The sequence below is a fragment of the Stutzerimonas kunmingensis genome, from assembly GCF_002929225.1.
GTDB lineage: Bacteria > Pseudomonadota > Gammaproteobacteria > Pseudomonadales > Pseudomonadaceae > Stutzerimonas.
Genome location: NZ_PISM01000014.1, coordinates 679,767 through 691,393, shown reverse-complemented (window position 1 = coordinate 691,393; position 11,627 = coordinate 679,767). Strand labels below are relative to the sequence as shown.

At 58.9% G+C, this 11,627-nt stretch carries 13 protein-coding genes, 1 rRNA gene and 1 pseudogene; 11 read left to right on the top strand and 4 right to left on the bottom strand.

The features are described from left to right. Positions 1-17: 17 nt before the first annotated feature. Entirely contained in the window at positions 18-284 is a 267-nt protein-coding gene (locus tag CW305_RS09800; RefSeq protein ID WP_104097772.1) for a hypothetical protein, read from the top strand. Positions 285-322: 38 nt separating this feature from the next. Here the strand turns inward: CW305_RS09800 and CW305_RS09795 are convergent, their stop codons facing one another. Then, a complete protein-coding gene (locus CW305_RS09795) occupies positions 323-1,207 on the bottom strand; it encodes an EamA family transporter (RefSeq protein WP_104097771.1) in 885 nt (294 codons plus the stop codon). A gap of 201 nt (positions 1,208-1,408) precedes the next feature. Here CW305_RS09795 and CW305_RS09790 point away from each other — a divergent pair, with 201 nt between their 5' ends. Both CW305_RS09790 and CW305_RS09785 read left to right on the top strand, forming a co-directional pair. Continuing rightward, positions 1,409-2,107, top strand: coding sequence for a YebC/PmpR family DNA-binding transcriptional regulator (locus CW305_RS09790; RefSeq protein ID WP_014819936.1), 699 nt, complete (start codon positions 1,409-1,411; stop codon positions 2,105-2,107). 93 nt (positions 2,108-2,200) lie between these two features. Beyond that, a complete protein-coding gene (locus CW305_RS09785; RefSeq protein WP_003299313.1) occupies positions 2,201-2,545 on the top strand; it encodes a YajD family HNH nuclease in 345 nt (114 codons plus the stop codon). Positions 2,546-2,566: 21 nt separating this feature from the next. Here the strand turns inward: CW305_RS09785 and CW305_RS09780 are convergent, their stop codons facing one another. After that, the gene (locus CW305_RS09780) at positions 2,567-2,998 is read right to left on the bottom strand and encodes a universal stress protein (RefSeq protein ID WP_003299314.1); all 432 of its coding nucleotides are present in this window, start codon (positions 2,996-2,998) and stop codon (positions 2,567-2,569) included. Positions 2,999-3,133: 135 nt separating this feature from the next. On the opposite strand from CW305_RS09780, the gene CW305_RS09775 reads away from it, so the two are divergent. The 3 genes from CW305_RS09775 to CW305_RS09765 all read left to right on the top strand — a co-directional run bounded on the left by CW305_RS09775 (position 3,134) and on the right by CW305_RS09765 (position 5,106). Then, on the top strand, positions 3,134-3,574 hold the full coding sequence (locus CW305_RS09775) for a group II truncated hemoglobin (RefSeq protein ID WP_104097770.1): 441 nt from the start codon (positions 3,134-3,136) through the stop codon (positions 3,572-3,574). Between the two features lie 185 nt (positions 3,575-3,759). After that, positions 3,760-4,308 carry a non-canonical purine NTP pyrophosphatase gene (locus tag CW305_RS09770; RefSeq protein ID WP_042925699.1) on the top strand — a complete coding sequence of 183 codons (549 nt, stop codon included), beginning with the start codon at positions 3,760-3,762 and terminating at the stop codon, positions 4,306-4,308. 6 nt (positions 4,309-4,314) lie between these two features. Continuing rightward, a complete protein-coding gene (locus CW305_RS09765; RefSeq protein ID WP_104097769.1) occupies positions 4,315-5,106 on the top strand; it encodes an SIR2 family protein in 792 nt (263 codons plus the stop codon). A 113-nt stretch (positions 5,107-5,219) separates the two neighbouring features. Here CW305_RS09765 and CW305_RS09760 read toward each other — a convergent pair whose 3' ends face one another. Then, positions 5,220-5,696 (bottom strand): hypothetical protein, encoded by a 477-nt coding sequence (locus CW305_RS09760; protein WP_104097864.1) that lies wholly within the window; start codon positions 5,694-5,696, stop codon positions 5,220-5,222. An 80-nt stretch (positions 5,697-5,776) separates the two neighbouring features. On the opposite strand from CW305_RS09760, the pseudogene CW305_RS24040 reads away from it, so the two are divergent. The 5 genes and pseudogenes from CW305_RS24040 to CW305_RS09740 form a co-directional block, all read left to right on the top strand. Next, positions 5,777-5,914: pseudogene (locus CW305_RS24040) on the top strand (IS5/IS1182 family transposase); the annotation flags it as partial. Between the two features lie 26 nt (positions 5,915-5,940). Then, positions 5,941-6,052: ribosomal RNA gene (gene rrf, locus CW305_RS23965) — 5S ribosomal RNA — on the top strand. Positions 6,053-6,387: 335 nt separating this feature from the next. After that, a complete protein-coding gene (gene queD, locus CW305_RS09750; RefSeq protein WP_014820063.1) occupies positions 6,388-6,744 on the top strand; it encodes a 6-carboxytetrahydropterin synthase QueD in 357 nt (118 codons plus the stop codon). Positions 6,745-6,975: 231 nt separating this feature from the next. Next, positions 6,976-8,292: a Na+/H+ antiporter family protein gene (locus CW305_RS09745; RefSeq protein ID WP_014820064.1), complete on the top strand. Its 1,317-nt coding sequence runs from the start codon at positions 6,976-6,978 to the stop codon at positions 8,290-8,292. A 122-nt stretch (positions 8,293-8,414) separates the two neighbouring features. Beyond that, positions 8,415-9,464 (top strand): AI-2E family transporter, encoded by a 1,050-nt coding sequence (locus tag CW305_RS09740; protein ID WP_041013682.1) that lies wholly within the window; start codon positions 8,415-8,417, stop codon positions 9,462-9,464. Between the two features lie 53 nt (positions 9,465-9,517). Here the strand turns inward: CW305_RS09740 and CW305_RS09735 are convergent, their stop codons facing one another. Next, the gene (locus tag CW305_RS09735; RefSeq protein ID WP_104097768.1) at positions 9,518-11,512 is read right to left on the bottom strand and encodes a PhoX family protein; all 1,995 of its coding nucleotides are present in this window, start codon (positions 11,510-11,512) and stop codon (positions 9,518-9,520) included. Positions 11,513-11,627: the final 115 nt, after the last annotated feature.

Genomic DNA, 11,627 nt, shown 5'->3' with positions numbered 1-11,627 from the left:
GCAAAGCAGTGCGTGCAATGCAGCCCAGCAGTGCCATACTGCAGCGGTCATGGAAGGCACAGGCCGGAAACAGGCTTCGCTCCAGCAGCGACAGTCAGGCCTTCGCACATCAGGACATGTCCAGCCAGCAATCAGAGGTGAACACCATGAGCAAGGGAATGGACGCAAAGAAGAACGGCAAGAAAAAGCCGATGAAAACGGCGCAAGAAAAACGGATGGCCAAGCGCGACAAGAAGAGTGGCTCGGGCACTACGCTGCTCGGCGCTCACGCCGCCACCCATTGAGCCTTATCGCTGCGACGCCCGGTCTGATGCCGGGCGTTTCAGACCCTGGCCAGACGCAACCGACCGAACAACCAGCTACCGCAAACATTCACCCCCAGGCCGAGCATCACCAGCAACGCCCCACCCAATTGCAGCGTCCCCAGCCGCTCGCCCAGCAACATGCTGGCTGACGTCAGCCCGACCACCGGCACCAGCAGCGAGAACGGGGCCACCTGGCTCGCCGGGTAACGCGACAGCAAGCGACTCCACAGGCCATAGCCGAGAATCGTCGCGCCGAATGCCAGATAGGCCAGCACCAGAATCGTCTGCCAACCAATGCCGCGCAGCGCCGCCTCGATCACCGCCGGCCCCTCGAGCCATAGCGACAGCGCCAGGAATGGCAGCGGCGGCACCAGACTGCCCCATACCACCAGCCCGACCAGGTTCACCTTGCCGACCTTGCGCGTGACAATGTTGCCCAGCGCCCACATCGACGCCGCGCAGATGGTCAGCACGAAACCGCTCAGGGTCATGCCCAGGCCGGTCTGCGCGCCGATCATCGCCAAACCGCAGGCCGCGATGACCAGTCCCAGCAAGTTGGCTACGCGCAATCGCTCGCCGAGAAACAGCGCTGCGAAGAACAGCGTGAAGAACGCCTGCGACTGCAGCACCAACGAGGCCAGTCCGGCCGGCATGCCATGTTTCATCGCGGTGAACAGAAAGGCGAACTGCCCGAGCGAGATGGTCAGTCCATAGGCCAGCATCCAGCGCAACGGCACCTGCGGACGCTTGATGAAGAACACCGCCGGCACGGCCGCCAGCATGAAACGCAACGCACCCAGCAGCATCGGAGGCACGTCGTGCAGGCCGACCATGATCACCACGAAGTTCATGCCCCAGACGACGATGACGACCAGCGCGAGCAGCAGATCCCGAGGCGACATGGCGACGCACCCTGTTGCGTAAAAGATGCATTAAAGACGCCGCTTCCGATGAGCGCTCCATACAGTGATCGCCAAAATGAGCGGCACAGTGCGGAGCAACCGCCCATCGCCCTGGCACGGGCAGCACCGCCATCGGCGACGCAAGGCCGGAATACGCTATAGAATCCGCGCCTGACTTCATCACTTCAGACGGGGACGAGCATGGGCGCACAGTGGAAAGCGAAGCATAAGGAAGCGGCGGCGAACGCCAAGGGCAGGATCTTCGGAAAGCTGTCGAAGGAAATCATGATCGCAGCCCGCAGTGGTGCCGACCCCGACATGAATCCGCGCCTGCGCCTGGTCGTCGAACAGGCGAAGAAGGCCTCGATGCCCAAGGACACCCTGGAGCGCGCCATCAAGAAAGGCGCAGGCCTCAGCGGTGAGGTGGTCCACTACGAACGCACACTCTACGAAGGCTTCGCGCCGCATCAGGTGCCACTGATCGTCGAGTGCCTGACCGACAACGTCAACCGCACCGTTGCCGAAATCCGCGTGCTGTTCCGCAAAGGCCAGTTGGGCTCCTCCGGCTCGGTGAGCTGGGACTTCGACCACGTCGGCATGATCGAAGCCGCGCCTGAAGGCGACGCCGATGCGGAAATGGCCGCGATCGAGGCCGGTGCGCAGGATTTCGAAGCAGCCGACGAAGGCAGCACGCTGTTCATCACCGAACCCACCGATCTCGACGCCGTGTGCAAGGCGCTGCCGGAATTCGGCTTTACCGTGCAGTCCGCACAACTGGGCTATCGTCCGAAGAATCCGGTCAGCCTGTCCGGTGCCGAATTGGAAGAAGTCGAAGCCTTTCTCGAGGCCATCGACGCCCACGATGACGTGCAGAACGTCTACGTCGGCTTGGCGGGCTGACAGCCATCGACTTTACTTGGGGCTGTTCCCGCGCGTGGCGATGCCGACGCGGGGGTGGGCCCTGACGAACAACGAACCCGGCGAGCATTCACCATGAGCAGCAGCAAACCGACCACGCCCTACAGTCAGCGCGAACAAGGCTATCGGGAAAAAGCACTGAAGATGTATCCCTGGGTCTGCGGTCGTTGCGCGCGGGAATTTTCCGGCAAGCGCCTGAGCGAGTTGACGGTCCACCACAAGGACCACAACCACGACAACAACCCCGAGGATGGCTCGAACTGGGAGCTGCTCTGCCTGTACTGCCACGACAACGAGCATTCCCGCTACACCGACAACCAGTACCAGGCCGAAGCCAGGCCGGGCAGCGACCTGGGCCCGAAGGAAACCTTCAAGGCCTTCGCCAACCTGGCCGATCTGCTCAAGGGCAAGCAGGACTGATCGGCCAGACCGACATTCAGCTCACTTGACCAAGAGCACCGGGACCGATACCTCATGGATCACCCGGTTCGCCACCGAGCCCATCAGCATCCCGGTGAAGCTGCCTAGACCACGGGTGCCCATCACCACCGTGTCGCAGCCCAGCCGCTTGACCGCGTCGTTGACCTGCTCGGCAACATTGCCCAGCAGCGCATGGGTTTCGCAGCTCAGGCCGCCGGCCTGCAACACGGCTGCCGCTTCGTCGAGCACGGAGCGCGCCTTGGCCATCAGGCCGTTGTTGAGTTCATCGATCATCGCCGACGTCACGTATTCGCCGTAGATGATCGGTTCGTGCTGAACGTTGACCACATGCACCTGTAGCGCGATCCCGGTATCCCGCGCCAGATCGACGACATACTGCAGGGCGCGCTTGGCGTTGTCCGAACCATCGTATGCAACCAGAAGCCTGCGCATTTCCTGTCTCCGCTGTTGTGTGGACCTTCAGCTTAGACCAGCTGCCTGCGCGTTGCGGGCGCTGCTCGCACTTGTTTTGATCTGGCACAAGCGCGCATCATCTCGCGCCCTTTCAACGAGCCAGAGACGAGTCTGATGAACCCCAATCAAGGTCCCGCGTTCGGCGTCGGCGACGCCTCGTTCCAGGCAGCCGGCGGCGAACCGGGCCTGCAACAGCTGGTCGCGGACTTCTACCAGGTGATGGACCTGGCGCCAGAAGCCGCGGGCGTTCGTGCAATGTATCCGGCAGACGTGAGCGACGCCCGGGACCGGCTGGCGAGCTTTCTGAGCGGCTGGCTGGGTGGCCCGAAGCGATACGCAGAGAAGTATGGCGGCATCAGCATTCCGCAGTTCCATACCCGCTGGCAGGTCGGCGAAGCCGAACGCGATGCCTGGCTGTTCTGCATGCAACAGGCCATCGCCCGTCAGCCATTCACGCCGGAATTCGCCGAGTACCTGCTACGGCAGCTGCGCGTCCCCGCCGAGCGCATCCGTCAGGTGCAGGCAGTCTGCCCGATGCGTCCGGGCCGGAGCTGAAGCGCCCTCCCCGCCAGAGTCTGCAATGTCATTCCTTTAAGACGTGGCGCTGCAACGTCCATAGGCGCGCCTGATCGATTAATCCGCTGGGCAGGAGAACCGAGCCACTCACCTTGCGTCATACAGACAAGGGCGGCCGTCGTGGCGGCAGCATTCATCCGTCGAAACCGGAGCTGGCTCGTTCCATGAAAATCCGCTTCGCGTCCATCAACCCGCAGAAGATCCTCGAGGTTTGCGAGATCCTCCAGCCCAGCGGGATCGAGGTGAAGCCCTTTCCCATCCGTATCGAGGAGCTGCGTACCGAGGACCTGCACCAGCTGGTCAGCGACAAGCTGCTGGTCGCCTTCAAGATGATCGGTAAACCGGTCTTCGTCGAACACACCGGGCTTTTCATCAACAGCCTCAACGGCTTTCCCGGCGGGCTGACGCAGATCTTCTGGGACCGACTGCAGGCCGAGCGATTCTCGGAGCTGATCGGGCGGCTGGACGATCCGGCCGCCGAGGCGCGGACCCTGATCGGCTATTGCGACGGTCGCAAACGGCATTTCTTCGAAGGCGTGGTCGCCGGGCGCATCGCACCGTCGCCAGCCGGGCATGGCGGCTTCGAATGGGACGACGTGTTCATTCCCGAAGGCCAGACCCAGACGTTCGCGCAGCTGGGCACGCAAAAGAACGGCCTTTCCATGCGCCGGCGCGCACTCGACGCCTTCGTCGCCTATCTGCGGGAGTCCTGAGCAACCATGGACCAGCTCCACGAAGCGTACCGGACCAATCGCCTGATCCTTTTTGTCGGTTCCGGCGTATCCGCCAACATTGGCTTGCCGCCGTGGAAGGAGCTGATCGACGAGATCGCCGTGCAGCTCGACTACGACCCGGAGGTGTTCAACACCTACGGTAATTTCCTCGCTCTGGCCGAGTACTACCGGATCAGGAAAGGCAGCATCGGCCCGCTGCGCAGCTGGATGGACCGTGAGTGGCATCGCAACATCGAAGTACGTGACTCGGAAATTCATCGACTGATCGTGCGTGGCCGTTTTCCGGCGATCTATACCACCAACTATGACCGTTGGCTGGAGTACGCCCATGACGCCCATGCGGTGGACTACATCAAGATCGCCAACGCCAGTGACCTGACCAAGGCCCGTGATGGCGTCAGGCAGATCGTCAAGTTCCACGGTGACTTCGATGATGACGCCTCGATCGTGCTTGACGAGACCAGCTACTACCAGCGCCTGCAGTTCGAAACGCCGCTGGATATCAAGTTACGCGCCGACACATTGAGCAAGGCCGTTCTGTTTATCGGATACAGTCTTTCCGATACCAATATACGTCTGCTATTTCACAAGCTGTCGAAGATATGGAACGAACACGAGACGCTCGGTGTCCGGCCCATTTCATATGTGTTCTCACACAAGCCGAACCCGGTTCAGGAAGAAGTGTTGAGGCAATGGGGAATTCGCATGATTGCATCGGAAGACGATGAACCCGGCGTTGCGCTGAAGAACTTCCTGCAGCAACTGGTTGAAACCTGAGAGCCTTTTTCCAAAAACAAGCGAAGCGGCATTAAAACAAGCGAAACGGCACTTTGACGAAGACACAGGCAATTTAGCATGCGCGATGTCGGGTGACATCGCGCATGTCCTGCTCAGTAGTTGAAGCCAACACCGATGCTGTAGAGGAACACTCCGTCATCATATCGATCCTGTGCATCGCTGCCGCTCTTGAACAGGAACTGATATTCCGCCATCGCGGTAATGAACGTCTTGTCCTGAACCCAGTACTTGAAGCCGACTTCCGGCCCCGCCATGAACGTCTCGTCTACCCGGTCACCGTAGACACCACCAATGCTCGCACCTATGAAAGGCCGTGCCTTGCCGGTGCCGAAGTGATAGTCATAGAAGACGCGAGTCGAGCCATCGAACTTGACACTTTCTCCCTCGGTATCACGCGCATTGACAGTCTGCCGGACACCCCAGAGAGAAGATTCGCTTAAATACTGGCCCCAACTTCCCTGTACGGAAAACACAGTATCGTCAAAGTCCTTGTCGCTGCTTCCTGCGCCACCCAATGTGATTTCCTTGTCACCGGTCATGGGAGCCGCACCGGCAACAGCCGGAAGCATGGCGGCGACCATTAAGGAAACTCTGAAGAAGACTTCCAGATTTTGGCAAAATACCCGGATTCCACCCGCTGAGTTTCCCCATGAAGCAGATGACCTTCGCTGACGCCGAGTACGCCGGCAAGCGCAAGCAGACCCGCAAAGAGTTGTTCTTGATCGAAATGGATCGGGTGGTGCCGTGGAAGGGTTTGATTGCCTTGATCGAGCCGCATTATCCCAAGGGTGAAGGCGGTCGTCCGGCCTATCCGCTGATGGCGATGCTGCGCGTGCACCTGATGCAAAACTGACTCAGTAGTGAAACGACGCATCGCCGATGGTAGTGTGGGGTCTCCCCATGTGAGAGTAGGTCATCGTCAAGCTCCTTTCCCAAACCCCCGACCCGCGTAAGCTGGTCGGGGGTTTGCTTTTGGGGCAGAGAAAAGCACAAGGCGCTAAGGCGGTGCTGGAATTGCCGATAGTGCAGCTGAACTGCAGTTATCTTGTGCTGTTTTCGTCTGCCTGGAGCCGGGGGGCGACCAACCACGTAGTCCTTTGCAGTTTTCCGGCTCCGCCGTGTGCCGTTAGTGCTTCAGCACTTCCACAGCCATTCATTCGCTCATCGCCCAGCATCTACAGCTGGTGTAATGCATGTGCCACGCTGTCAAAATGCGTAAAATCGCCCCTCAATCTGGCGACCAGACTGTGAGTCTATCTAGTGGAAATATTCAAAGAGTTTACGTTTGAGTCAGCACATCGTTTGCCGAATGTACCGCAGGGACACAAATGTGGCCGACTGCACGGGCATTCTTTCCGGGTAGCGTTATATATCAGCGGTACGGTGGATCCGCATACGGGCTGGATCCGCGATTTTGGTGAAATCAAGTCTGTCTTCAAGCCGTTGTATGAGCTGCTGGATCACAATTATCTGAACGATATTCCTGGGTTAGAAAACCCCACAAGCGAGAATCTTGCGAAATGGATCTGGACTGAGCTCAAACCGCTTCTGCCTGAGCTTTCGCGCATCCGTATTCATGAAACCTGTACAAGCGGTTGTGAATACTGCGGCGATTAAGCATTGCCCAGCGCGAATCACTAAGTGCGGTCTGATCATTGCTATGCTTGGTATCTATACAGACAAAGGTGGGCTAAGTAGGCATTTGGGTAAAGCATTCTCGTGCAGCGCGTTGCCCAGGTAGATACGTGTAAGTTGCTTATCGTGCAGATCTGCTTTTGACACCCCAGTTCCGTTATTGCAGAGTACGGCGTTTTTTTCGCGACGTTTGTCGTTTGTATGGAGAGTTCAATGAACGCAGTTGTTGCGGCTGTTGGCATCATGCTGATCCTGAGTCTGTGCCGCGTGCATGTAGTGGTCGCGCTCATCGCTGGAGCCATGGCTGGCGGTTTGATTGGTGGCTTGGGAATTGAGGGTAGCTTGGCGGCATTCAACAAGGGGCTAGGCGGTGGCGCAACAGTTGCCTTGTCTTATGCGTTGCTGGGTGCGTTTGCCGTTGCCATTGGAAAAAGCGGGTTGGCTCACGCCCTTGCTGACAAGGCGCTAGCTTTGGTTGGAAAGCAAGGGGCGCAAGGGGGCGGAGCGGTTAAGTGGATGATGATCGGCTTGCTGCTTGCCGTTGCTGTTTCATCACAGAATATCCTTCCTATTCATATCGCATTTATTCCCCTACTGGTTCCCCCGCTGCTTTTTGTGCTGTCGAAGATGAAGATTGATAGGCGTTTGATTGCATGTGTGCTCGCGTTCGGTCTGATTACCCCGTATATGTTTCTCCCGGTCGGGTTCGGCAATATTTTCTTGAACGAGATCTTGCTGGCAAACGTTGCTAAAAGTGGCGTGGATGTAACTGGAATCAAAGTCACGCAGGCAATGCTGATCCCCGCAATCGGGATGCTCGCGGGATTGCTGATTGCTTTTTATAGCTATCGAAAGCCCCGCGAATACGACCTCGTGCGTGTCGAGCAGCTTGAAAAAACTACAGTGACCTACAGTCCCCTCACGCTGCTGGTGGCTGCTGTCGCAGTTGCAGCGGCCTTCGTGATTCAGCTTTGGCTGGACTCGATGATACTTGGCGCGCTTGCTGGGTTCGTGATCTTTTCCGTTTCCGGCGTGGTGCGCTGGCGCGAAGCGGATGACCTGTTCACCGACGGGATGAAGATGATGGCCATGATTGGCTTCATCATGATCGCGGCCGCTGGTTTTGCCGAGGTGATGCGTGAAACGGGCGAGGTCAAGTTGCTGGTAGACGCTTCGACTCAATGGATCGGCGACAGCAAGGCTGTCGGCGCGCTGTTGATGCTCCTGGTGGGATTGCTGGTAACCATCGGAATTGGGTCTTCTTTTTCCACAGTGCCGATCATTGCCGCGATTTTTGTTCCCCTAGGTGTCGAGCTTGGCTTCAGTCCGTTGGCGATCGTCAGTCTGGTCGGGACTGCCGGTGCTCTGGGCGATGGCGGTTCTCCCGCATCGGACTCCACTCTCGGTCCGACCGCCGGGTTGAATGCGGACGGCCAGCACAATCATATCTGGGATACTGTCGTGCCGACGTTTCTACATTACAACCTGCCACTTCTGGCATTTGGTTGGTTGGCGGCAATGACGCTGTAACGCATCAAATTCAGTGTCAGCTGTACGCCTAACCCCGGCCTGACACTGAATCATCTGCCAGACCCGCACTCGTACCGTCGCTCGTTGACTAAACAGAACCAAACGCAGCGACAGGGTCAACAATGGACAATTCGAGGCTCGAGCAGAAGGTCTTTCTTGCGCTGCTGGTGGTGGTGTCTCTGGCTTTTGGCTGGATCCTGCTGCCGTTCTATGGGGCAGTCTTCTGGGCGGTGATACTGGCGATCATCTTCGCCCCCTTGCAGCGCTATCTTTACAGACGGTTTAGCCAGCGACGCAACCTGACAGCTCTGATCACCTTGCTAGTTTCGTTGCTGGTCGCCGTACTGCCGGTGATTCTGATCGCCGGGATGCTGGTTCAAGAGGGTGCGATCCTCTACAAGCAGATCGAAAGTGGCGAGCTGGACATCGGCAGCTGGGTCGTCAACTTCCGCGAGCTCCTGCCTCAATCGATCCAGCTGCAGCTTCAGCGCTTCGGTTTCGGTGACCTCGATTCCATGCGTGAACGGCTGGCCTCTGGGGCGCTCGAGGGAAGTCAATTCCTCGCGACAAAAGCGTTCAGTTTTGGCCAGGGGACGTTCCAGTTTCTGGTCAGCTTCTTTGTCATGCTGTACCTGCTGTTCTTCTTGATTCGCGACGGGCGTGATCTGGTGGCGCGTATCCGGAAGGCCATTCCGCTCAGCGATGCTCAGAAGCGGCGCCTGTTCAGCAAGTTCACGCGAGTCGTACGCGCGACGGTAAAAGGAAACATTGTCGTCGCCGTTACCCAAGGAGCGCTCGGCGGAATCATCTTCGCCGTGCTCGGGATCTCCGGGGCGCTGCTGTGGGGCGTGCTGATGGCATTCCTGTCATTGTTGCCCGCTGTCGGGGCGGGCCTGATATGGACGCCGGTAGCCATCTATTTCCTGATGACCGGCGCGATCTGGCAGGGCGTGATACTCACGCTTTATGGTGTGTTGGTAATCGGCCTGGTGGATAACATCCTCAGACCAATTCTGGTTGGAAAGGATACAAAGATGCCGGACTACGTCGTGCTTATCTCGACGCTGGGGGGGCTGGCATTGTTCGGACTGAATGGTTTCGTGATCGGCCCGCTGGTCGCGGCGCTATTCATATCGACCTGGGGCCTTTTCACCTCACCAGATGAGCCTTGAGTGTGGTCAGTGGATTGATGGGGGGCCAGCCTTGCGGCTTGGCCCCTCCGCAGTTACATCAGGCGCTTTCCGTCGTCCCGCGTGACGATGACGGTTGCTGAGCGGGGTCTGCGACCCGGCCCGTCCGGCCACGTGCTCGTGTAGTTCGTCGCGGTCGAGTCTTCGCCAGGGTGCTGGATGTTGACGAACAGGGTCCGGAAGTCCGGTGTAGCTGTGATTCCGGTTACCTCAGCGCCCTGAGGCCCGACGAGAAACCGTTTGGTCTCACCGGTTCTGGGATCGGAAACCAACATCTGATTGTTACCAAACGGCCCGCTGCGCAGTTGGCTACCGCTCATGTCAGTCTGAATCCACAGTCGACCCTCGTCGTCGAACCACAACCCATCCGGGCTGGCCATGATGTTGCTTTCATCCAGCGCTCGACCCTTCGGCCCTCGGCTGTTGTCCTGTGGCCCGGCAAGCAAATAGATATCCCAGTTGAATCGCGTGCCTGCAAAGTCGCGGCTCGCTTCACGCCAGCGAATGATGTGACCAAATGCGTTTGGTGCTCGCGGATTGGAGGCGTCGGTTTCCGTGCGCCCGCTGTTGTTGGTGAGGGTGAAGTAGACCTCACCGCTATCTGGGTTAACCGCCCCCCATTCTGGGCGGTCCATCTTGGTGGCTCCGACGATGTCGGCGGCCAGACGGGTGTTGATCAGGACTTCACCTTGATCTGCAAATTGAACGCCGGCGGTCTCGCAGGCCCGCTGGAAGGCCGGATCGGCATGATCGAGAGCGAGCCAGTCACCACTGCCGTCGGTGTTGAAACGCGCGACATAGAGAGTCCCCTCGTCCAGCAGCCGCCCATCGCTTCGCTGCGGCCGATAGCGGTCGCGGCTGACGTACTTGTAGATATATTCGTTCTGTGAATCGTCGCCGGAATAACAGACAACGGGGCGGCCCGGCCTGACGGGGGCAAACACCAGTCCTTCGTGGGCGAAACGGCCGAGGGCCGTGTGCTTGACTGGTGTTGAGTTCGGATCGAACGGATCTATCTCGACGATCCAGCCAAAGGTGTTGGGCTCGTTACGATAATCCGCTTGTGGATCGGTCGCGATGCGCGAGGCGTTGAAGCGCTCGAACTCATCGCCGGCAACTGTCTCCCAGCCATAACGACCGCTACCGCGCACACCATAGCGGCTAAGTTCACGAGGTAGGTCGCTGTCGGCGGTGGCGAAGTAACCTGCCCAGTTTTCCTCACAGGTGAGGTAGGTACCCCAAGGCGTATGCCCGTTGGCGCAGTTGTTAAGGGTTCCGCGGGTTGAGGTGCCGCTCGGGCTGTAGCGGGTGCGCATCAGCGCATGGCCGCGCGCGGGGCCTTCAAAGCGCATCGGCGTGGCACCCGTAATGCGGCGGTTACGGGCTGTCGGCAAGACCGACCAATCGCCACGCGGGCCCCGGCGGATTTCTACTACCGAAACGCCGTGGGCGTTGATTTCCTTGCGGACCTCGTCGACATCGACACGCTTACCATCGACCACCGTCGGGCCGTTGGGGTGGAGCAGAGGCGCTTGAATGTATTCGTGATTTAGCACCAGCAAGCCGTGATCGCTCTGGCGCCCGCCGAGTTTTGCGTTCATCGGGAAGAAATGCATTCCGTCGTGATGCATGCCGACTTGTTGAGCCTGGTCTTCGGCGCTATTGCTCGCGTCTTCCATCCAGGTCGGATAGCTACCGGTAATCGGGGTGCCCCATGGAATGAAAGTGGTCGCGGAATAGCCAGCAGGAACGGTAATAGCATCGGCCCGCGTTACCGCCACTGGCGAAAACGGCAGACGGGTACGGCGTCGGAAGGGGAGGTCCTTGAGTCCTTGCGCGGATGGTTCAGCCGCTTGCGCAAGTCCGGGAATAGCCGCACCTAGAAAGGCCATGGCTCCCAGGGCTGCGCCGCCAACCACTACCTTTCGACGGCCAGCAGAGATCACATCCTGAATGTGTGGGTTCGTCGAGTGGTTACTGGGCAACTCGTCCCCGTTGCCAAACAAAATGTCGTTGTTCTCAGTAGTCACGGCGCAGCTCCATTACGATTTTTGTCGGAGCCATGACGCTAAATTCGATATGCGACAACAGAATGACAGGTAGGGGTCGTGCCGACGAAATGTGGCCTCGTCTACGCAGTCTGCT

What these genes read in the sequence shown, in the direction of transcription:
- CW305_RS09800 (WP_104097772.1), top strand. Translation starts at nt 18, where the DNA reads ATGCAGCCCAGCAGTGCCATACTGCAGCGGTCATGGAAGGCACAGGCC.
- CW305_RS09795 (WP_104097771.1), bottom strand. Translation starts at nt 1,207, where the DNA reads ATGTCGCCTCGGGATCTGCTGCTCGCGCTGGTCGTCATCGTCGTCTGG.
- CW305_RS09790 (WP_014819936.1), top strand. Translation starts at nt 1,409, where the DNA reads ATGGGCGCACAGTGGAAAGCGAAGCATAAGGAAGCGGCGGCGAACGCC.
- CW305_RS09785 (WP_003299313.1), top strand. Translation starts at nt 2,201, where the DNA reads ATGAGCAGCAGCAAACCGACCACGCCCTACAGTCAGCGCGAACAAGGC.
- CW305_RS09780 (WP_003299314.1), bottom strand. Translation starts at nt 2,998, where the DNA reads ATGCGCAGGCTTCTGGTTGCATACGATGGTTCGGACAACGCCAAGCGC.
- CW305_RS09775 (WP_104097770.1), top strand. Translation starts at nt 3,134, where the DNA reads ATGAACCCCAATCAAGGTCCCGCGTTCGGCGTCGGCGACGCCTCGTTC.
- CW305_RS09770 (WP_042925699.1), top strand. Translation starts at nt 3,760, where the DNA reads ATGAAAATCCGCTTCGCGTCCATCAACCCGCAGAAGATCCTCGAGGTT.
- CW305_RS09765 (WP_104097769.1), top strand. Translation starts at nt 4,315, where the DNA reads ATGGACCAGCTCCACGAAGCGTACCGGACCAATCGCCTGATCCTTTTT.
- CW305_RS09760 (WP_104097864.1), bottom strand. Translation starts at nt 5,696, where the DNA reads ATGCTTCCGGCTGTTGCCGGTGCGGCTCCCATGACCGGTGACAAGGAA.
- CW305_RS09745 (WP_014820064.1), top strand. Translation starts at nt 6,976, where the DNA reads ATGAACGCAGTTGTTGCGGCTGTTGGCATCATGCTGATCCTGAGTCTG.
- CW305_RS09740 (WP_041013682.1), top strand. Translation starts at nt 8,415, where the DNA reads ATGGACAATTCGAGGCTCGAGCAGAAGGTCTTTCTTGCGCTGCTGGTG.